The organism is Kribbella sp. WER1 (genome assembly GCF_054189145.1).
The window spans coordinates 3754179-3774235 of record NZ_CM135186.1 but is presented as its reverse complement, the minus strand read 5'-3'; the positions used below and the strand labels follow the sequence as shown (position 1 = coordinate 3774235).

15 protein-coding genes, 1 tRNA gene and 1 pseudogene are annotated in these 20057 nt (G+C 65.8%); 8 read left to right on the top strand and 9 right to left on the bottom strand.

What is annotated here, in order from left to right; translation table 11 throughout:
- The 3 genes from thiS to ACXJJ3_RS18205 form a co-directional block, all read right to left on the bottom strand.
- Entirely contained in the window at positions 1 to 204 is a 204-nt protein-coding gene (gene thiS / locus ACXJJ3_RS18215) for a sulfur carrier protein ThiS (protein ID WP_458171362.1), read from the bottom strand.
- A gap of 368 nt (positions 205 to 572) precedes the next feature.
- Positions 573 to 3131, bottom strand: coding sequence for a glycosyl hydrolase (locus tag ACXJJ3_RS18210; RefSeq protein WP_458171361.1), 2559 nt, complete (start codon positions 3129 to 3131; stop codon positions 573 to 575).
- Between the two features lie 86 nt (positions 3132 to 3217).
- Entirely contained in the window at positions 3218 to 4171 is a 954-nt protein-coding gene (locus ACXJJ3_RS18205) for a DUF5937 family protein (protein ID WP_458171360.1), read from the bottom strand.
- 38 nt (positions 4172 to 4209) lie between these two features.
- Here ACXJJ3_RS18205 and ACXJJ3_RS18200 point away from each other — a divergent pair, with 38 nt between their 5' ends.
- On the top strand, positions 4210 to 4629 hold the full coding sequence (locus ACXJJ3_RS18200) for a pyridoxamine 5'-phosphate oxidase family protein (protein WP_458171359.1): 420 nt from the start codon (positions 4210 to 4212) through the stop codon (positions 4627 to 4629).
- A gap of 30 nt (positions 4630 to 4659) precedes the next feature.
- The gene (locus ACXJJ3_RS18195; RefSeq protein ID WP_458171358.1) at positions 4660 to 5133 is read left to right on the top strand and encodes a YceI family protein; all 474 of its coding nucleotides are present in this window, start codon (positions 4660 to 4662) and stop codon (positions 5131 to 5133) included.
- On the opposite strand, the gene ACXJJ3_RS18190 is transcribed toward ACXJJ3_RS18195, so the two are convergent.
- Complete coding sequence (locus ACXJJ3_RS18190) at positions 5134 to 5532, bottom strand: G5 domain-containing protein (RefSeq protein ID WP_458171357.1); 399 nt, start codon at positions 5530 to 5532, stop codon at positions 5134 to 5136.
- 407 nt (positions 5533 to 5939) lie between these two features.
- Here ACXJJ3_RS18190 and ACXJJ3_RS18185 point away from each other — a divergent pair.
- Together ACXJJ3_RS18185 and ACXJJ3_RS18180 are read left to right on the top strand one after the other, a co-directional pair.
- Positions 5940 to 6012: transfer RNA gene (locus ACXJJ3_RS18185), tRNA-Lys, on the top strand.
- A 245-nt stretch (positions 6013 to 6257) separates the two neighbouring features.
- Entirely contained in the window at positions 6258 to 7688 is a 1431-nt protein-coding gene (locus ACXJJ3_RS18180) for a helix-turn-helix domain-containing protein (RefSeq protein WP_458171356.1), read from the top strand.
- Between the two features lie 109 nt (positions 7689 to 7797).
- Here the strand turns inward: ACXJJ3_RS18180 and ACXJJ3_RS18175 are convergent, their stop codons facing one another.
- Complete coding sequence (locus ACXJJ3_RS18175; protein WP_458171355.1) at positions 7798 to 8913, bottom strand: hypothetical protein; 1116 nt, start codon at positions 8911 to 8913, stop codon at positions 7798 to 7800.
- 215 nt (positions 8914 to 9128) lie between these two features.
- Positions 9129 to 9467: a DUF3024 domain-containing protein gene (locus ACXJJ3_RS18170; RefSeq protein ID WP_458171354.1), complete on the bottom strand. Its 339-nt coding sequence runs from the start codon at positions 9465 to 9467 to the stop codon at positions 9129 to 9131.
- A 322-nt stretch (positions 9468 to 9789) separates the two neighbouring features.
- Between ACXJJ3_RS18170 and ACXJJ3_RS18165 the strand changes: the two genes are divergently transcribed.
- Both ACXJJ3_RS18165 and ACXJJ3_RS18160 read left to right on the top strand, forming a co-directional pair.
- Complete coding sequence (locus tag ACXJJ3_RS18165) at positions 9790 to 10716, top strand: type IV toxin-antitoxin system AbiEi family antitoxin domain-containing protein (RefSeq protein WP_458171353.1); 927 nt, start codon at positions 9790 to 9792, stop codon at positions 10714 to 10716.
- Positions 10619 to 11554 (top strand): nucleotidyl transferase AbiEii/AbiGii toxin family protein, encoded by a 936-nt coding sequence (locus ACXJJ3_RS18160; RefSeq protein WP_458171352.1) that lies wholly within the window; start codon positions 10619 to 10621, stop codon positions 11552 to 11554. Before ACXJJ3_RS18165 ends, ACXJJ3_RS18160 begins: the two co-directional genes overlap by 98 nt.
- 73 nt (positions 11555 to 11627) lie before the next feature.
- Here ACXJJ3_RS18160 and ACXJJ3_RS18155 read toward each other — a convergent pair whose 3' ends face one another.
- Positions 11628 to 14189, bottom strand: a complete 2562-nt coding sequence (locus ACXJJ3_RS18155) for an ATP-dependent DNA helicase (protein ID WP_458171905.1) — start codon at positions 14187 to 14189, stop codon at positions 11628 to 11630.
- 30 nt (positions 14190 to 14219) lie between these two features.
- Positions 14220 to 15520, bottom strand: a pseudogene (gene mobF / locus ACXJJ3_RS18150) (MobF family relaxase); the annotation flags it as partial.
- Positions 15521 to 16035: 515 nt separating this feature from the next.
- On the opposite strand from mobF, the gene ACXJJ3_RS18145 reads away from it, so the two are divergent.
- Together ACXJJ3_RS18145 and ACXJJ3_RS18140 are read left to right on the top strand one after the other, a co-directional pair.
- A complete protein-coding gene (locus ACXJJ3_RS18145; RefSeq protein ID WP_458171351.1) occupies positions 16036 to 17667 on the top strand; it encodes a hypothetical protein in 1632 nt (543 codons plus the stop codon).
- A complete protein-coding gene (locus ACXJJ3_RS18140; protein ID WP_458171350.1) occupies positions 17664 to 18239 on the top strand; it encodes a hypothetical protein in 576 nt (191 codons plus the stop codon). Before ACXJJ3_RS18145 ends, ACXJJ3_RS18140 begins: the two co-directional genes overlap by 4 nt.
- 119 nt (positions 18240 to 18358) lie before the next feature.
- Here the strand turns inward: ACXJJ3_RS18140 and ACXJJ3_RS18135 are convergent, their stop codons facing one another.
- A complete protein-coding gene (locus tag ACXJJ3_RS18135) occupies positions 18359 to 20008 on the bottom strand; it encodes an RICIN domain-containing protein (RefSeq protein WP_458171349.1) in 1650 nt (549 codons plus the stop codon).
- Positions 20009 to 20057: the final 49 nt, after the last annotated feature.

Below are 20057 nucleotides of genomic sequence, written 5' to 3'. Positions count from 1 at the left end.
TCAGCCTCCCTGCGTCGCGCTGACGATCTCGACCCGGTCGCCCGGCCGCACTGTCGTCTGCGCCCACTCGGCCTTGGTCAGCACGTTCTGATTCACCGCGACCGCGATCCCGGTACTCCGATCGGAGTATTCCGCGACCAGTTCGGCCACCGAACGCCCGGCCGGCCCGTCGACCGCCGTACCGTTCACCCAGACGGATTCCATCCCGCTCCTCCCTACGCCGGAATTACCCGATTCAGGTTCAGCGGTCGGTGACGGCCCAGTCACCCTCTCAGCCCACTCCCTGCAAGCTCCCGCGGACAGTCCCGACTATAGCGCCCCGGCCAGGAGCGGTATCACCTGCTCTCGCACTGCGGGCATGAGGAGCAGGTCGTCGCCGGGGGCGAACCGGCGCGGTTCGGAAAAGTTCGGAACACGGTTTCGGAACGTTCCGCAACTCGGCCGTGTGGTTCTCCATCGTGGCGGGGAGCTCGGTGTCGTGCGCCATCACACCGAGCTCCTCCGGCAGCTCTGCTGCTACCACGATCAGTGCATCGCTCGTCACGGGTTGATCCGTCACGAGCGATCCCGGCTCAGGGGGTCGTCACCGACGTCACGGTCGAGCCGGAGATGTAGGTCGGCCAGGTGCCGACGGTGACGGTGGCCTGACCGTTCGCGTTCGGGGTCAGGGTGTACGGGAGGCCGTACAGGCTGGTGACCTGGACAGGGCCGGTGGCGTTGACCGTCACGGTGGTGTTGGCGCCGGACGCCGCCCAGATCGCGCGGAACGGGGTGCCGTCGTTGGCGGCGTACACCTGGTCGATCAGCCCGTTGCCTGGGTACTCCTTGCCGAGGAACGTCGCCCCGCGGAGCTGCCGAGCGGCCGTGGCGAAGGCGACGTACGACGGCTTCGGGGTGTAGGCGCCGAGCGCGTCGGCCTCGTTGTGCACCAGTCCGAAGTTGTGCTCCTGGTTGGCGGGGTCGATGCCGTCGTTCTTGAAGTCGTACGGGTAGAACCGGTCGGCGTCGTGCCCAGGGACGTTGAGCATTGCGCGCGCGACGTACATCGCCTGGGTCGCTTCGCTGACCGGCGCCGCGCTGCCCGCCCCGGTGTACCAGCCGGCCTCGGTGATCCAGATCGGTTTGTCGACACCGCCGTTGTACTGGCGGATCGTCGCCCGTACCTGGTCGAGGAACGTGCCGAGGCTCTCCGGGGCGTTCAGGTAGTTGTACGGGTGCACCGAGACGACGTCCAGGTACTTCAGCCCGCCGAGCTGGCAGAACTGCTGGAACCACGCCTGTTGCGTGACGTCGGTGTCGCCGCCGCCGATGATGGTGAGCCCCGGGTGGTTCGCCTTCAGCTTCGGATACGTTGCCTTGAGCAACGCCAGGTAGCTGTCCGGGGTGAAGTTCGACGGGCCGGCGGCGTTGACGTCCCACTCGTTCCAGATCGCCATGTTCTTCACCTGCGGGTACTGCGTCGCGAGCTGGTCGGCGTAGTTCGCGAACCCGGCCCGTCCGGCGTCGGTGAACGGTGCGTCGAAGATGTTGTCCGGAACGTCGTCGTACTTCGCGTTGCCGTAGTCCGCGATCAGCAGCGGGTCGATCCCGTTGGACTGGAAGGACTGCAGGTAGGACGTGAACTTCGGCGGGAAACTGTAGTTTCCGACGGTCGTCTCGATGGCGGACCACTGCGCCTCGTCGCGCGCGGATCGGGCCCCGGACTGCGCGAGCACCGGCATCAGGTCCTGGTTCCATGCACCGCCGAAGTGCGTCCCGGCACCCTGGTACGTCGGGGCCGTGGTCGCGGCGACCGCATCGACGTTAACGGTCGCCGTCGTACCGCTGGCGTTGATGGCGCTCTTGTCCAACGTGAGCGTGATCGCCTTCGCCGGGCCGTGCCAGACGCCGTCGTCGGCGCCGCCGAAGTGCAGGTAGCCGGAGCCCTGGTCGAAGCGGCTGACGCTGAGGTGCTGCCAGGCCGATCCGGAGATCGCGAGGCGCTGCTGGTGGACCTGGCCGGTCGCGTCCGTGAGCCGCAGACCGATCGAGGAGAGCTGGCTCGATTTCACCCACAGATCAAGGGCTTTGAGGTCGATCGGGACGAAGTTGCGCTGCAGTGCGACGTAGTTGCCGCCACCGGTGAAGTCGCCGCTGAGCTTGGCCGACTGCGCGCCCGCTTCCGGGGCGACCGTGTCGTAGCTGAGGCTGCCGGTCGCGCCGGGGAACTCGCTGCCCGGGTAGAACGACCAGCCTTCCGCGGCACTCTCGTAGTCGCCGAGCGGTGTCGTGGGTGCGGCCGCCGGGGCGTTCAGCGTGAGGTCGTCGAGGTTGACGCTGCTGCTCGTGGCGCCGCTGATCGCGCCCTTGTCGAGGATGATCTCGATCTGCTTGGCCGGGCCGTGCCAGACGCCGTCGTTCGCGCCGCCGAAGTGGCTGTACTGCTTGCCGCCGTCGAACCGGGTGACGCTCAACGGCTGCCAGTCCGTTGCCCCTGACAACGTCAGGCGTTGCTGGTGGACCTGACCGGTCGAATCGGTCATGCGGAACGTGAGGAACGACAGGTTCGGCGTCTTCGCCCAGAAGCTCACGCTGGTCGCGGCGACCGAGGGGAGGGGGCGGTTGACGCTGACGTACGCGCCACCGGCAGAGAAATCGCCGGAAAGTTTTCCGGAACTTGTTCCGGAGTGGTTTCCGGTGCTGTCCAGCGCGAAACTCCCGGTCGCGCCGGGGTACTCGCTGCCCGGGTAGAACGTCCAGCCTTCGGCGGTGCTCTCGAAGTCGCCGACCCGGTTCGTGGTGAGGCCGGCGACCGGCGCCGTACTGAGCGGGCTGAGGATGGCGAAGGTGGTCCGGGCGGTCGCCGTACCGGCCTGGACGGTCAGGTCGTACCAGCCGCGGGTGGTGACCGCGACCTGCAAGGTACTGGCGGCGGCCTGGCTGCCGGAGGCGACCACGGCGCCGTTGACGTCGGCGGCCGACCAGGTCACCGTCGAGGCGTCGGTGGTCAGGCCGATCTTGACCGGCTGGCCGTCGGTGAACACGTTGCCGGTGGTGATCGGGGTCAGGGCGAGGGTCGCGGCGTGGGCCGGGGTGATGGTGCCGATGCCGAGGAGGAGAACTCCGAGGACGAGCGCAACAGTACGTCTCATGCCGACTCCTGTTTCAGGGCGGTGTGCGGGGACGTCGGCTGCCACGACGTGTATGCGAAATCGCTTTCGCAAACTATTACCGGATGTTAAAGCGGTGTCAACGGTTCGCTACCGGTGAGCAGTGCGGCAAGCTCGGTCGGGCGGTAGAGCACCTGCTTGCCGGTGCGCTGCGGCTCGACCAGCCCGGTACGGCGGAGCAGTTGCAGGTGCTGGCTGACCGCGGACGGGGTGACCTGCAGTTCGCCGGCCAGGTCGGTCGTGGTGCGTGGGTACGTCAACAGCGCGAGGATGCGCGCCCGCGGCGTACCGATCAGCTGGGCCAGGTCTTGGTGGGACGGTGGTTCGGCGACCGACCACAGGTTCGCCTGGCCGCGTGGCGGGTAGCCGAGCAGCGGATCGGCGCCAGGCGCGAACGGAATGACGGCGTACGGGCCGAAGAGCGTCGGTTGGAGTACGAGACCGCGACCGTTGATGTCTTCTTGACGGCTCAGCGCGGCGACCCTGTCGACTTTGAGGAGTCCGTCCGCGTAGCTGATCGCAGGGCCTAGGCCGTTGAGCATTGCGCCGGTGCCGTGCTGTGTGAGGACGTGGCCGCGGTAGCTGATGTCTGCGGAGAGCAGGGTCCGCATACGGTTCCAGTACGGCGCGATCATCGCGTGCCAGTAGTCGCCGAGCGCCTGGACGACCTTGTCGATGATCAGGGCTTCCGGGAGTTCGCCGTTCACCGCGATGAGCTGCTTCTCGAACGTTTCCTGGTCCACGGCCGCGATCAGGTCCAGCTCGTCCGACAGTTGCGTCAACGGCGACGAGGGCCGCGGCGTGAGGAAGTCCGGGCTTCCCATGGTGTCGTTGACCAGCCACCGCAGTACGTCCCAGTCGAGCTCGGTCACCCGCGGCTGCACCGCCCGGACCCACCCGAGTTGCAACGGGAAGCGCCCGGGCTCCCGGAGAGCGCGCAATGACAGCACCATCTCCGCGACCGGCGACACCGCGAACCGTACGTCGGCCAGGTCCTGCGAGTTCAGGACGTACGTGAGCACCGGACAAGTATGTCGGTGGCGGGTGGGAGGGTGCGTCCATGGGGTTTCGAACGATGGACGACAAGGAAATGGCCGAGTTCCTGGCGCTGCCGCTGGTCGCGGTGTTCGCGATCGACGACCCGGGCTGGTCGCCGCACGTGACGCCGGTGTGGTTCCACCACGTCCCGGACGGCAATCGCTTCCAGGTGATGACCCCGGCCAGGTCGAAGAAGACCCGCCTGCACCGGACCGGTTCGGGTGAGCTCTCGCTCTCGATCCAGACCGCCGACGGGCCGACCGCCCGCTACGTCAACATGCAGGGCGTCGCACGGTTCCTCCCGCTCGATCCGGCGTTGCTGGACGCGATGGTCACGAAGTACCTGCCGGAGGAGGCACGGGCGGCGTACCTGGCGAATCCTCCGGAGGACTCGATGTTCGACATCACGCCCCGGCGGATCACCACGGGGGTGATCGGCTGACACTTCGGGGTGCTGCCTCGTCGTACCGGCATGCCTGAATACGTTCTCGACCAGACGCGCAGCCGCATCGGGTTCACCGCCGCGCATCGGGTCGGCAGCAGGGTCCACGGCCGCTTCGAGACCTTCGAAGGCACCCTGGACCCCGCCGCCGGCCGGGTGACAGTCCGGCTGGACAGTGTCAACACCGGCAACTCCCGCCGCGACGACCAACTCCGCAAGGACTTCTTCGGTACGGCGGCGTACCCGGTGATGACCTTCGTGACGACCGCGATCACCCAACGCTCCGCCGACCGGTACGACGTCACCGGCGATCTGACCCTGCGCGGAACAACCCAGCCGCTGACGGTCCCTTTCGTTGTGACTCAGACCGCCCGCGAAGCCCACTTCACCGCGACCGTCACGCTCAACCGCCACACCTGGCATGCCAACTGGAACGCGTTCACCACCGCGCTGGTCCATCCGGACGTGGTCGTCGACCTGGACGTCACCGCCACCCGCCGCTGACTACTCGCAGGCGATCCCGTCGTGGTCGGCGTCCAACCGATAGATATCGGTCCCGATCACCCGGATCGGCCCCTGCACGTACTCCGGCCCGTTGCCGCTGCCACCCGCACAGTCGACATCACTCGCGATCGGAACACAGCCGCTGTAGTTCGGATCGCACCCACCCGACTGGCTCGGCTCGTCCACCTTCGTCCCCACCACAGTCACCTGCGTCCGCGGCTCCTTGGCCACCTCGTCGCGCACCAGCCGCTTGGTCGTCTGCACGCCGTTCACCAACGTCACCCGATACGTCAACCGCCGTACCCCGTCCACGCCGGCCGTCCGCACCGACTTCTCGCCCTTGGCCACCGAATCATCCGTCACGGTCCGCTTCTTGAACGGGATAACCCGAAGCTCCACCACTTCCTTGGTGGTCCGCACCACCGGCGGCTGCGTCGGCACAACCGACTGGCTCGGAGTAGGCGCGACGACGGGCGCCCCGCTGGGCGTCACAACCACCGGACTGGCAGACGGCGACGCAGTAGCCCGCACACTCACCGGCACCGCCGGCTCACCCACACCCGATTCCCTCGCCCCACACCCAGCAACCACCACAACCGCAACCGCCCCCACAACAACACGACCCCACACCACAATCTCCCCCCACCCCGCCGTCGGTTCCCCCCGCGACAGGAATGTCAGCACCCGGCCCACCCGAGCGAATTCCGATCTATACCACCGCCCCACCCGCCCCGCAACCCCTCACCCCCGCCCCCCACCGAGCAAACCCCCACCAAACCTGACACACTGTTCCCCTCACCAACTGAGGGCCTCTAGCTCAACTGGCAGAGCAGCGGACTTTTAATCCGCGGGTTGTGGGTTCGAGTCCCACGGGGCCTACAAGTTCTTGCAGGTCAGGCGCGGATCGCCGCCTCGGCCAGGAAAGTCGGGTCTGCGCAAACTCTGCCAATACTCAGAGTGGCCGATACATGCCCGTCTGAGAGGGGTAGGCGGCTCCGCGCAGCCAGCTGGCTGCGCGTTGCTGAGCGACGTTTCGCATCGCGTCGCACTGCTCTCGTTTCGCCCGATCTCCGGCCTGCCCAGCCGTTGAGCTTCCACACGCAGCTGGACTGTGGAGGGCCGACATGAGCAGGCCGCACCTTCCGATCGGAACGTGGGGCAACGTCCGATCCCGTGCAGAGAGGAAGGACGCCGAGGGCAAGGTGGTCTCCTGGCGCGCGTCCGCATACTTCCGTGACCACGACGGACGTACCCGTGAGGTCACCGCATCCGCCAAGACCAAGGGCGCAGCCGAGCACCGCCTATTAACGAAGCTGCGAGACCGGGCAAAGGTCTCCCAGTACGGCGAGCTGAGCCCGACGGACAAGATCAACGACCTCATCGACCTCTGGATCGAGAAGTTGGAGGAACGCATCGAAGACGGCCGGCGATCACCGACGACATTGACGACGTACCGCACGGCCATCAAGAACTACGTACGCCCTGCCCTCGGCGAACTCCTGATCGGTGAGGCAACCACGCCCCGCATCGACAGAGTCATCGGCACCATCAAGCGCAGCGCCGGCCGCCCCACCGCCAAGACGTGCCGCGCGGTCATCTCCGGCATGATGCAACTCGCCGTCCGGTACGGCGTCCTGACTGTGAACCCGGTCCGCGAGGTCGAGGGAGTCGAGGCCCGCCCAAAAGACCCGCCCCGAGCGCTGACCACCGAAGAGATCGCCCTCCTGCGCCAACAGTTGACCACCGATGAAGCCGCCCGGCACGCCGACCTACCGGACCTGGTCGTCTTCATGCTCGGAACAGGAGTCCGAATCGGCGAGTCTCTCGCGGTCCTGTGGTCGCAGGTCGACCTGGAAGCCGGCGCGGTGCAAATCACTCACACCGTTGTTCGCGTCCCAGGCCAAGGCCTGATCCGCAAGGCCCCGAAGTCCAGGGCAGGCGTACGTGCCCTGCCCCTGCCCGACGGGGCCGTCACCATGCTCTGCCGCCGCCACGCAGCCGGCGTGAGCCTCGACGCCCCCATCTTCGCCGACTCCCTCGGAGGCTTCCGCGACCCGTCCAACGTCCGCCGAGCCCTCCGCCGAGCACTGTCCCCCGTAGCCAGCACCGCCCGCCGCGACCTAGGCGAGACCCTCCGATCCGCCCGCCTCCAAGCCGGCCTCACCCGCAAACAGGTCGCCACCAAACTTGGCTGGCCAAAGACCAGACTCGAGCTGATCGAGACCGGCCGCATCAAGCTCGACCGCGAACTCGTGACCACCCTCGTCAAGACCTACCGCATAAACCTCGACGCATCCCCCACCCTCAGCGCCCAAGTCGACCAAGCAGCCCAACCCTCACCATCAGACGCCCTCACCTGGATCCGCTCCCACACCTTCCGCAAAACCACCGCCACCGCCCTAGACCGCCGAGGCCAATCCGCCCGCCAAATAGCCGACCACCTAGGCCAAGCCCAAGTCTCCATAACCCAAGACGTCTACATGGGCCGCCGAATCCACAACCCCTCCGCCGCAACCGCCCTGGACGAAGAGTTCGCCGACCTCGACCTTTGGTGAGCGCGCCTTGGCATTGGGCGAGGTGAGCCAGGGCTCACCTTGGTCCGGAACTGCCGGCGTCCACCGGAGTCGTTGTGTGGTCGCCGTCTTTCGAGGCACATGGACCTTGTTACGCCTGATCCTTGGCTTGGGGCTGCGTGTCCTCGTCTGGTCGCGTCGCCGACTTGTCATTGAGGAAGCGCAAGAAATACCGCTCGGAAAAGCCGGCCAGAAAGGCCGCCACAACATAGGTTCCGCCACTGGTGATCTTGATGCCGTTGATCGTCTCCCAGCTCAGCAGCAGGTAAACGCAAACTGCAGCCGTGGCGCCGATCAGGGGCTTCAATGTGAAGTTGTACATGCTCGTTCGGTAGTCCTTCAGACTCGCGCGCGTATCCCGGACACGGAACATGCCAGAGATGACGCCACCGGTAGCGCCCAACGCTGCGAGACCGAGGGCTCCGAGAACCAGGAACGCCGAATCGGTCACTTGAGAACCCGTGCGGGTGTAGATCAGCGGCCAGATGGTCTGGAACGGCCCAGTGTCAGCTCGTTTGACGGTTGTCGTGAAGGGGACCGCGGCGAGAACGACCACCAAGGCTGCGAGCAGGAACCAACGTGACCGACGTAGTCGGGTGACCTGAAGATCGTCCTCGATGAGTTCGTTCTCCTGCGCAGCGTGTATATGCGTTAAGCCATCGCTGAGGATCTGCCGCGTCGCGAGATCATCGTCGCCAGTTGATGGAGTCTTGAGCTCGTGCGTGAGTCCGGCGATCAGCGCGTGCGGTCTTGGTCTCATGGTCTCAAGCTGAGCGGCGACTTGGCTGCATCGCAGGCCGACCACCTCCCGCGGGTACAGCCAGACGAGCGATCTGTCCGCCAGGGAAAGAAGCTGTGACGCGACAGGGAGGTTCGGCTCCTTGTCACTCTCGAGCTCAGTCTTGGCGGCCTTCAGGTAGTCACGGACGCGTTCGATGTAACTTTGCACGTCGGGGTCCGGTGTCGCGCGCGTCAGCACCGCGGCTGAGACCATGAAGTCGCCACGTATATGCACGTAGCGGCCGACGAGTACGCTGAGCTGGGACACTAGGTAGCGGTTCCCAGCGTAGATCTGCTTCGTGTCCAGCACGCCTGGATCGATTTCGTCGCGCGATTGGCCTTTGCCCATTGTGAGGATGGTTGCCTGGCCGACGTCGCCGCCGTTGTCCTTCCCCGCGTCGAACATCTTGTGCGGTGCTTCGCTCATCATTTCCCCCTGATGCACCGATGGCTGCACTCGGCGCTTGGCCGAAGAATCCACCCCGCTCAGCCATCTATTCCGAAGATCGCAGATTCCACGATGGTTGTCTACAAGCCGTAACCGCGCTCAACTGCCGTTGATCCGTCGAACGATGCTCGGCAGATAACCGCCACATCTCTGAGGATGGAAGGAAGCAGCGGATGTCACCGATAGGGCCGTGATCAGCCCCAGAAGATGTTGGTGGGGTCGCGGTCGATCTCGGTCAGGACGTCGTCGATGCGTCTCGACGGTGCGAGTCGGCGGTAGGCGTGGAAGCGCTGGTGCTGGTCGACCCAGTACAACGTCCAGGACTTGTCGGTGGCGTTGTAGCGCAAGCGAGCGATTGGGGAGCTGGTCCAATCCGCCTGGATGTCGTCGTGCCAGGGCGGGCGCCGTTCAACGATCGTTAGGTGGCGTGGAGCGACTTCGCACTCGATACGCAGCTGATCGCGAGCCTGCTCGGGAACCCGTGCGGTGCACCACCGCTGCACGCGTTCGACATCCAGTTCGGGCAGAGCCATTCAATTCACCAGTCGTCGGGCGACCTGAGCTGCGCCGATCTCGTGAGCAGCTTGGTCAGTCGGTCGTGCGGGTCGGCGACGCCGCACCCCAGACCCTACCGAGACCACGGTAGGTGGGCCTCGTTCCGCCCTGTCATTCTGGCTGGCGTAGTGGGAGGAACTGAGGTGGCACGTAGACGGGCGCCGCCACTCGGCGGGTTCCCTCCTCGATGGTCGGATACTCGCAAAGTGACGAGCCTATCGCCATGCATCTCTGAAAGTAACGAATGGATGTTACTATTAGAGCATTTGGGAGGTGAGGGTGATGCGTGCGGTTGACGTTTTGGAGTCGCTGGAACTGGTTGGTTCCAGCCAGTGGGGACTGGTGACGACGGCCCAGGCCTACGAGGCCGGTGTGTCCAAGATGCATCTGTCCCGCCTTGCTGACCGCGGAATTGTGCAGCGTGTTCGCCATGGCGTCTACGCACTCCCTTCCGCCGACACCGGACCATTGCAGGGTCTGCGTGCAGCCTGGTTGGCCACCGGCAGCCAGCCGGCGGGGAACCAGCCGCTGGCCGTGGTGTCTGGTGAGTCTGCGGCAGCGGTGTACGGCCTCGGCGATGTGCTGGCTTCCAAGTACGAGTTCACTGCCGCGGTACGCCGGCAGACCACGCAGCCGGACATCCGGTATCGCAAGCGCGGCCTACCGGACGGAGATGTCGCGTGGGTCGATGGGCTGCCGGTGACTTCCGTCGCGCGTACCGTCAACGACCTGGCCGCCGGCGGTACCGACTTCGACCACCTCGCTGCAGTGGTCCGCGATGCAGTCGCCACCACCGACGTCACGTCCGGTTCCCTCGTACAGGCGCTCGAGCCGGCGGCCGAGCGGTTCGGATCTCCGGATGGCAACGCCATGCTCGCGGCGCTCCTGAAAGCAGCTGGCTTCCGACCTGACACCGGGCTTCTGGAGTTGGCGGCCCCTGAGCTGCGGGAGAAGCTCCTCCGCGCACTCGCGCCCCAGTTCGAAGACATCGTCAGCCGGGCCGTTGACGAGCAACTTCGCCAATTGGGGCAAAGGATCGACTACACCTCGGCGACTCAACACCTAGTCGATGCAGCGCCCCCTGACGGAACACGAGATGCCGCACGCCGGCAGAACAGGAAGATCGACGATGGCGGAGCCGCTGACTCAGCTGGAAGCGAACCGGCTGCGACAGTCCCTGGGGACCAAGCTGGCCAGCGAGGCCAAGAGCCGCGGCGTCGCGGCTGACCCGATCCGCAAGCAATACATCTTCACGATCTTCCTCAGTCGCATCTTTCAGGACACCGACGCCCCATGGGTGTTACTGGGCGGCAACGCGCTGCTGATCCGAACCGGAGGCGGCCGATTCACCCAGGATGTCGATATTGCTCGCGAGACACCGTGGACCAGCACCGACGATGCGTTGTCAGAACTGCGGCAGCTGTCCGGCCGTCCGTATCACGGGGACCCGTTCGAGTTCGAGCTGTACTCAATGACCATCCAGCGAGAGGCCGACCCCTACGGCTATGGAACCGAAACCGCCAAGGTGAAGGCGCGGGCGTTGCTGGGCGGTCGAGAGTTCGAGTCCTTCAGCATCGATCTCACGACCCGGCGACACCTCGATGCCCCGGTCGACCAGGTGCCACTCAAACCGATCATCGACCACGAAACCCTGCAAGACCTGCCCTCGGTACCCACCACCCCGATCGAACACCACCTCGCCGACAAGATCTGCGCGCTGTACGAACGGCACGGCCCGGACCGTAGCGAAGCATCTACCCGCTACCGCGACTTGGCCGACATTGTCCGGATCGTTGCAGCGATCCCGTTCGACGCCGCCCGGCTCTCGACGGTCCTCGGTCGGGAAGCCGGCCGCCGCCAGTTGGCGCTGCCGAACAAGGTGCATGCGCCAAGCGAGGACTGGGTAGTCGGCTTCCCCCGGTCCGCCGCCGGGTTCGCCGAGTACCCACGTGAATACTGGGACCTGAACGCTGCACTGACCTTCTGCAGCACCTGCCTGGACGAGATCCTCAACGCCGAGCGAACCACTGGTACCTGGGATCCAGCCCGCCTCTCGTGGCAGTAGGACTGGGGCAAGACCGCACCGGCGTGCTCCTATGGGCAAGCTCCTTCTTCGGCGCCGGTCCTGCTCATGACTGTCAGCCGGCCTGCGTTGAAGTGATGGATTCTGGAGGCATCGCCGAGGGATCTGTGTGGTTTGTCGGTCGTTCGGAGGCGCCTGATGAGCAGGCACTGAGCATGCTCAGGAGCCGGGAGTGTTGACGGCGTCGCACGGCTGCCTTCGCTGGTGGTGCGTCTCCGAGGCCCGAAGGCGCATGGATCTGGTAGCGCTCCCTGTAGGCGGCGATCTCGCCGACAAGCTCGGCGAGATCCTGGTCGGGTGGGATGCTGGCGTCTCGATGCAGTTCTCGGTACCAGGCAGGCTGCTCGGCTGAGGCTTTGCCGGCCAGCCAATCGGCGCGTTGTGCAATCTGGGATTCGAGCTCGCGGAGTGGGGCGATCAGGTTCGGGTCACCGACGTACGTTGCCGGGGTTACTAGGCCGGCGACAGTAGTTGGGTGTTCGCCTCGGCGGCGGAGGGTTCTGGAAACGAGGCGATCGACTCTGGCGTGGAGGACAGCTGCGAGGTCGTTGGCGTTCGTCAGAGGCGATTGGTTCACGGCGCGGTGGAGAACCTCGGTGACGTTGATGCTGGCGTTCTCGGCGCGGCGGAGCTCGGCCATGAGAGGGCCGTAGGCGGGGGAGGCCTGGAGTGCGGCTTGGTCTGCTGGGTCGAGTCCCGAGGCACCGATGGCCTGCTTGTAGCGCTTCTTGGCGTCGAGTTGGCAGAGGTGTTCGTGGATGGCAACAAGGCGGTCGAGGCGGGTGGCGTTGTCGAGTTCTTGGCGCATGACCTCGTGGGCAGATTGCTCGACGCCGGGATCGTTGAGGACCGATTCGAGCACGTCTTGCATGGTCTGTTCGGGGTGGGGTTCGTGGAGGTCGGAGCTCGCCTGGTGGGTGGCGACGTAGACGTTGTTGGCGTGGCGGCCGCGAGTCATGCCGACGTACATCAGAGCTCGGGTGAGCTGTTCGGTCACGAGTAGGTGGGCGGTGTCCACGGTGGTGCCCTGGGCTCGGTGGGCCGTGGTGGCGTAGGCGAGTTCGACGGACTCCTGGACGTACGCGGTGGGCAGCGTGACGGTGTCGCCGGTGCGGTTTTGGACGGTGAGGGAGCCGTCCGGCCAGCGGCGGATGACGGTCCAGTGGTCGCCGTTCTTCACGAATTGGCGGTGGCCGTAGGAGAGGCGACGGTTGTTGAGGCGGGCGACGATGTGGTCGCCGAGGCCGACATGGTTGCCGTTGTGGAGTTCGATGCCGTCGGGTTCGACCTCGCCGGTGGTGATGCGGTCGAGGCGGGCGCGGGCGTTGAGTCGGGCGACGGTGGCGTTGTCGGCGGCGATGAGCAAGCTGGTCTTGTCGTTGTTCGTGTCGGCGAGCCAGGTCTTATAGGCGGCGTCTTCCATTGCCTCTGATGAGCCCGCGGTCAGGCGATCGTGGTCGTCGTATGCGTCGATGGCGGTGGGGTTTCCGCGGCGGAGGGCGAGGCTGGCATCGCGTTCCCAGGGGTTGGTGAAGCGCCAGACCTCGGTGAGCTCGGCGGCTTGGGTGTCCTTGGCGATGAGGCGGAAGGCGCCGCCGGTGTCGGCCGCGGAGAGTTGGGCATCGTCACCGACCAGCAGGAGTTTGGCGCCGGCGGAGTTGGCCGCGCGGGCGAGCGTGGCGAGTTCCATGGTGCTGGCCATGGAGGCTTCGTCGACGATGACGAGCTGGTTCTGGTGGAAACTCCATCGATCCTGCTCCGCTCGCAAGGCTGCGAGCTGCCCGATCAACCGCTGGCGGCGGAGACGACGGCGTGCCTGGCGTGCGAGGCCCGCGGCGTGTTCGCTGTGCAGAATCTGATCGCGGCGCTGTTCGGCACCGAGGCCGGCGGATTCGTAGATCCATTTGGCGATGTTCTCGGTGGGTGTACCGATGGCGTCGGACAGGATGGATGAGGCGGCTGATGATGGGGCGAGCGCGATGATCGACCCGTCGCCGTAGGCGGCTTCCCAGCTGGCGGTGAGGGCTGACAAGAGGTTGGTTTTGCCGGTGCCGGCTGGTCCGATAAGGGCTTCGAGCTTCTGGCCGCTGGTCGCGATTCGGTGGAGGGCGGCTGCCTTGTCGGCACTGAGATCTGCCGTAGGGATCGTCGCTGGGGCAAGGGTTGGTCCGCTGGTGTCCCGGGCGAGATCTAGCAGGACTGCTTCGGCGCCGAGGATCACAGGCGAGGTGTAGATCTGGCCGTTGTGGATGGCAAACACGCTCTCGCCGCTGGCGCGGGTGACGGGGATGGTGACCAGGTCGGGTGCGGTGAGGCTGATCGAGTGCTGTTCGGCTCGTTCGACGATTGCCTGCAGCGCGGCGATGCGGTCGTTGGTGGAGACGAATCGGAGCAGTCGAGTTCGGCGTGCGGCTTCGGCGAGAAGGTTCCAGCGGGTCCAGGTCGCGCGTTTGGTTTGCAGTGTCAGTACAGTCGCGGCGCCGTACGCGTCGAGCGTTTCTGGGCTCAGATCTGCTGCGGCCAGCGGGCGTTCGCTGGCCGCGTTGAGGGATCGTTGGATGGTGGCGACGGCGTCGTGTCCGATGGCCTGGTCGGCGCGTTTTCGCCACTGCGCCATGAGCGCGGCGAGGGGTTGGGCGTGGTGCTTCGATGGGCGGTTCAGGAGGGTTGCGTGCTGCCGTAGGGCGTACATTTCGCGGCGGTCGGGTGGGTGGATCTGGTCGGTTCGTTCGTCGAGAAGTGCGTTGAGGTTGGCTTCGATCTGTGCGGTTCTGGCGGAGAACTCGTGGATCAGGTCGTCGGGAACCGCGTCGATTTCGAACGCCGGATTGCGCCGCGGGCCGCGTTCGCGCAGCTCCCAGTTCACGCCCAGACGCCGGCTGAGGTGGTCGGCGAGAAGCACGTTGTGGATCTCTGACATCGCCACCGCGGCCCGGTACAGCACCCGCCCATCCAGCGTCCGCACGCACCGTCCGGCCCCTGTACGCGGTTCGCGACCACCACGTGAGTGTGCAGTTGCGGGTCACCGCTGCGACTGTCCCAGTGGTCGAACGCCGCCGCGATCAATCCGCGAGTATCGAGCTGCGCGATGCCGCCGTCGCCGCTTCTGGTGAACGCCGCGTGCTGTTCAATCAGGGACAACACGTCAGCCACAGCGTCGTGATGGGCGGCGACGATCTGTTCCTGGATGCCGACGTCGGCCGTCGCCCACAGCGCCGAAACTGACTTCACAGGCGAGAACGTCAGGTCGAACCCAGCGACCGCCTGCCGCGACTTCTTCCGCATCTCCTCCCGCCGGATCCGCGCAACCGCTTGCTGGCTTTCAGCGTCAGACAGGGCCGGATCGAGATCGCGGATCCGATCGCGGATCCGATCGCGGATCCGCTTCTCCGGACCCTTGAACACGCGATACGGCTCTCCTAGTGTGCGGCCGGTCAACGGATCCTCGGCGCGTCCGAACAACCCCGCCATTTGCACTTCGGTGACCTCGCTTCCGGACACCAGTTGGCCGTCGCCCAGGCCGCTGAGGCCCTGTCCCATCCAGCGGCCTGGCGGGTATCCCGACGCGGTGTAGTACGCGGTCAACGGCGTAGCCATTCGCCGATCGACCTCGCCGGCAGCGACATGGCGCAGCAGGTAGAGGTAGCCCTCTCCGGCGTTCATGCGGTGAATACTCAGCACAGTTGCCCGCCCGAAAAATGGCGGCTGCGCGGGTTCGTCAGCTCGGTCATGCAAGCTCAACGGCTGAGCGGTCGGCGTGCTGATCGCTCCGGCTCGCGCGGACTCGCGCCTCGCATGCAAGAGGTTTGCCCGATTTGCGGCTGTCGTTGCGCGTCCTCCGCGCCGCTCGCCTACCGCGTCCCGGCTGAACTTCGTGCCGGCGCGTTCGCTACTTTGGTAACGATCTGTTGAATCACCGCTGAGTGGACGCTTCGTCAGTTCACTCATGTTGAGCGAACAGACGAAGGCGTCGATGCCGAGAAGGTGACAGTGAGCTAGTGCGGACGTCACTTGTGCAGCGCATGAGGCTTGGCCCCGATCTCGCTCACGGACCCCGGCGAACTGGCTGACGTACAAGCCTGGTCAGGTCCCGGACGAGATACGTGTTGGCGTCGGCCAGCTGATGGCTCGCCTCGGCCTGGTCTTCGGTGTACTCGACTTTGTAGTTGCACGTGACGACCGATGGTACTTCCTAGACGACCGATGGTACTTCCTAGAGGTCAATGCAAACGGCCAGTGAGCGTGGCTTCCTGGTATCGCGGAAGCGGTCGCCTGTGCGATCGCTGACGAACTCACGGCACCGAGCGCGTCGGGTTGATCAAGGCCGCCCCGCAGACGTGTGGCCCGGGCCTGAATGCTCTGACACGCACCAGCGATCACCGCCCGATGTGGGCCTCGCGGCGGATACTGTTCGCGATGGTTCCGCTACTTCGGGTTTGCGTAGGCGTCGATAGGAGATGGCTGTGTCCGAGCTGAGAGGTCGTGGCGGCGACGACCCGAGCAAGGGCAACACGCCAGGGGATCAGGCTGGCGAAAGTGGGCGTCGTGAGAACGAGGCGTCTCGGCAGTCTGACGGCGACGTGCGTGATCAGCCGGCAAGCCGTAGAGATGCTCCGACGCCGGATCGCCACGTCGCCATGCATCATGAGACGCCGCGTCCATCTACTGGGAGCGAGAAGTCCGAGCAGCGCCTCGATGACGTCTGCTGGCCGGGCAACGCGCGCGGGGCATCGGCTGAGCAAGGTGATGGCTCAGCCGGCCGGGATTCAGCCGATGTCGCGGACCAGGCTCCGGAGAGCAAGCAGGAGAACTTGCAGCTGTCCGATGACCCTCGGCTGAGGGAGGGGCAAGCATCCGAGGCTGACTCAATTGACGAAGACGGGACCGCGGACCGTCGGTCCTCGCCGCCGCTGACTGCTCGCGAGAAGCTTGAGCAACGTCTCGATGAGCTGTACTGGCCTGGGTACTCCAAGTGGTCGTCAGCCGAGCGGAGCGATGACGAGTCGGCCGAGGAACGACGGGGCGATCTTCCCTCGGCCCCGGCGACGGCGCCGGTCGATGATCGGCCCGAGCCGGAGGACCCGTTCGCCTCCTACTCACCAGAGCTTCGGGCCCAGACGCTTCACGACGACACCTTGGCCCGTCTCCAATACCTCAGCCCGCCAGATGCCCAGGCGGAGTCGACATCCCAAGAGGGAGATTCCCCGACCGACGTAGAGTTGGGCGATCGCGACACGCAGAAGTCCGAGACTGACCAGCACGGCGAGACAGAGGGTGTCGGGTCTGCGGCTCACGACCGCAGCTCAACAGCCGCACTGCTACCCAACGAGGCGGCCGTTCCCGTTACTGCTGACTGGCTTCGCCGCGATGATCCGCCAAACGCCGTCCAGCATGTCGAGGCGACGGATCGCGAGCGGGACGCCCATGAGGATCCGGTCGTGCCGCCCGTCACTCCACATGCAGACGATGTTGCCGTTGGCACCGACTGTGTTCGGGAGCAGATCGCCGACATGGACGGGCGGGTTGAGGCCGGCCATGAGTTCGTGGAAGACGCGACTACGGCGGAAATGGAGCAGTATCGCCGTATCCGGGAAGCCGACGATCTGGACGCTCTTGCAGAGAACAGCGGGATGCCGCGCGAGGTCATCGACGAAGCGAAGCAACACCTGTTCCAGCGCCAGCACGATGTGGCCATCGGCCCGGGCGAGGTCAGACATGGCTACTTCACGCCCTACGCGGAGTTCGGGGACCTGTGGGAGCGTGTGGCGTCAGGCAACGAGCTGACTGACGGACAGCGTCAGGAGTTTCGATCGCTGCTGGCGCACGAGTACGTCGAGTCGAAGCTGATGCAGGCTGGGGTGCCGTACAAGTCAGCGGATCCAGGGGCCTGGACCCTTGCAGGGATGATGAGGGTTTCAATGGACTACCCGTCGGCCCATAACATCGCTCCGCTGAGCGCACAATCAAGACCGAAGGATCTGCTGAGACTCTGGGACGATCCATTGGGCTTGCCGAGAGGCGATCTTCGGGTGGCAGAGGATCTGTCGAATCTGGACGAAGTGGTACGTGTAGCGAAGAAGGGGCTCGGCTTGTGACGGATACTGCGGCGTGCGAGAGGCTGTTGTCGCGCTTGGTGGCGGCGAACTGGGACGATGATGCCGCCGCGTTGCGGCGCGCCGCGTCACGCGGGCTGTTAGCGGCTGAGTACCTGCGCCGAATGGCAGTCTGGGCCGACGCGCTGGCCGTGCCGGAAAAGTGGCCGTTCTTCGACCTGGCTGCGGCGTTCGAGCCGGCTGTTGAGATTGATCCGGCCTGGATGCAGCGGCTGGAGGCCGGCATCGGGCATCGGTTGGGGACGATGTCGACAAAGGTGGTCACGGACATGTTCCGCTGGGCGTCTCTAGGCGACCGGACGAAGGAACGTTTTCCGACGTTTGAGGATCCGTACGAGCCGATGGTGCAACTGTTCGAACGAGGCGGCGAGATCTGGCCCGGTCACCGGGAGATCGAGTTCTATGGCGGCTCCTTGCCGTTCCGCGGTATTGCTGAGCGGCTGACCCAGGCACCGTTCGAGATCGACGCCGTGAGTCTTGACGAGATCGACGAGGAGGAACGCATCCGGGCCGAGCAGTCACGCGCCCGCAGAGCTGCGAAACCAGCCGAGTAATGAGCCGATTGGGCGAGCCGCCGACTGATCCGCCAGGTAATCCTGATTCCATGGGGCGACAACTACGTCTCACCCCACCGAAGAGGCTCGGTGGGGTGAGACGCGGCAGATCCCGGAGTTCAGCTCAGGGATCCCCTCCAGACTTGGTGTTGGTTGTTGTCGCAGGCCTGGACGGTGATCGGGCCCGGGTGGGTGGTGGACCCGTGGGCGGTGAGACAGCGGCTGTCGGCCTTGAGCCGGTAGTAGCCGACGCCGACGTTGACGAGATTCCAGGTCGCGCCCGCTCCGCTGTCGCAGGGCTCCAGGCGCCCGTCGGTCTTCAGGCATGAGTTGTCGGCGGCGCGGACCGCGTACGACCCCTGATCCTGCTTGCTGATCTGCCAGTGCTGTACCGCTGTCGCGTCGCAACCTCCCTGGCCGGCGTGGTCCGTGCCGGCCGTGATGGTGAGACAGAGTGCAGTGGCGGCGCTGGTTAGTGGTGAGGTGGCTCCGTCGCGGACGCCGACGTCGTCGCCGGTGCCGACGCTCGAGCCGGTGTCGAAGTACGCCTTGCACTCGCCGTCGGGAGCCCAGGCACTGGCGATCTCCAGGACCTTCCGGCCATCCTCTGAGGGCAATAGCGGCGAGCTGTAGTTGGGGCAGAAGTTGTTGTACGGGTTCGGCACCTCGACAGGCGCCGCGACCTCGTACCAGGGGCCGGTGCCGTTCTCGGTGTTCACGAAGATGGTCCGGCCGTTGCCGTCAGCAACGGAGCCGTCGGCGTTGTTGAGGATCTGTCCGATCAGCAGCAGCTTGCCGTCGCGGTCGCCTTCGTTGGTGCTCCAGGCGATGGTGGGGGTGTGGGTGAAGTACTTGCCGTCGGCGGTCCGAGGTTGGATTCCCCGATCTTTCGGGTCGCCCCAGTTCCACCCGTCGCGCGAGGTTCGATAGAACGCCGCGCAGTCGTACTGGCCACCGAGGGCGCAGATCTCGTACGTCATGAAATAGGTGCCGTTCGGCAGCTTGCGGACGATTGGCATCCCCGGGCGGTGCCGCGAGTCGTCGCTGGTGACTGTTGCCCGCCGGTCGGTCCAGTGCACACCGTCGGCGGAGCGGACCTCCATCAGCTTCTGGTTCTGGGCCGGATCGGTCTCGTCGGAGTAGTGGCAGACGAGCTGACCGTCGGCCGCGATGGAGAACTCGGGCTCCCATAAACCGCGCGTGTTCGCCGCATCCGCACAACTGGACAGGTAGGACCACGTCCGGCCGAGGTCGTTGCTTCGCCAGATCCGCAAGGACATCGGTCGGTGGGAGGCTCCGACCGACGCGGACCACAGCAGCGTCCCGGCAGGCAGGTGGCCGACGGCCCGCGGCAGCTCGTACAAGGTGGCGCAGCACAGTCCCTGACCGTCCGCGGACTCTGGGTCAGCGACCGCGCCGACCTGACGGAAACTGGCACCTTCATCGGTGCTTTCGTAGATCGCGCCGAGCCCGTCGCCGTTCCCGACAAACGTGACCACGTTGGCCAGGATCCGACCATTGGCGGCGCCGCTGTGCTGCAGCCGGATCACCCGGGGATACAGGCCCGCTCCGTCGCGAAGCAAGGTGCCGCCCGCGCCGTTCCCGACGGCCGCCGGTGCGACCGAGGACACGGCCGGCTCGTCGGATGCGACGGCTGTCCCAGAAGCGGTCGGCGCGCCGGCGGCGAGGCAGGACGTGGCAGCGAGGGCGACGACCGACAGCGTCCGGAGTATCGGCCTCGCGACACGTCTGAGCTGGTTCAGCATCATCGTTGACAGTTCCTCTCTGGGCGGGGGAGAAGGGCGGTCGACCGCTACT

What these genes read in the sequence shown, in the direction of transcription:
- ACXJJ3_RS18180 (WP_458171356.1), top strand. Translation starts at nt 6,258, where the DNA reads ATGAGCAGGCCGCACCTTCCGATCGGAACGTGGGGCAACGTCCGATCC.
- ACXJJ3_RS18155 (WP_458171905.1), bottom strand. Translation starts at nt 14,189, where the DNA reads ATGGCGCAGTGGCGAAAACGCGCCGACCAGGCCATCGGACACGACGCC.
- ACXJJ3_RS18170 (WP_458171354.1), bottom strand. Translation starts at nt 9,467, where the DNA reads ATGGCTCTGCCCGAACTGGATGTCGAACGCGTGCAGCGGTGGTGCACC.
- ACXJJ3_RS18175 (WP_458171355.1), bottom strand. Translation starts at nt 8,913, where the DNA reads ATGAGCGAAGCACCGCACAAGATGTTCGACGCGGGGAAGGACAACGGC.
- ACXJJ3_RS18195 (WP_458171358.1), top strand. Translation starts at nt 4,660, where the DNA reads ATGCCTGAATACGTTCTCGACCAGACGCGCAGCCGCATCGGGTTCACC.
- thiS (WP_458171362.1), bottom strand. Translation starts at nt 204, where the DNA reads ATGGAATCCGTCTGGGTGAACGGTACGGCGGTCGACGGGCCGGCCGGG.
- ACXJJ3_RS18210 (WP_458171361.1), bottom strand. Translation starts at nt 3,131, where the DNA reads ATGAGACGTACTGTTGCGCTCGTCCTCGGAGTTCTCCTCCTCGGCATC.
- ACXJJ3_RS18160 (WP_458171352.1), top strand. Translation starts at nt 10,619, where the DNA reads ATGGCGGAGCCGCTGACTCAGCTGGAAGCGAACCGGCTGCGACAGTCC.
- ACXJJ3_RS18135 (WP_458171349.1), bottom strand. Translation starts at nt 20,008, where the DNA reads ATGATGCTGAACCAGCTCAGACGTGTCGCGAGGCCGATACTCCGGACG.
- ACXJJ3_RS18200 (WP_458171359.1), top strand. Translation starts at nt 4,210, where the DNA reads ATGGGGTTTCGAACGATGGACGACAAGGAAATGGCCGAGTTCCTGGCG.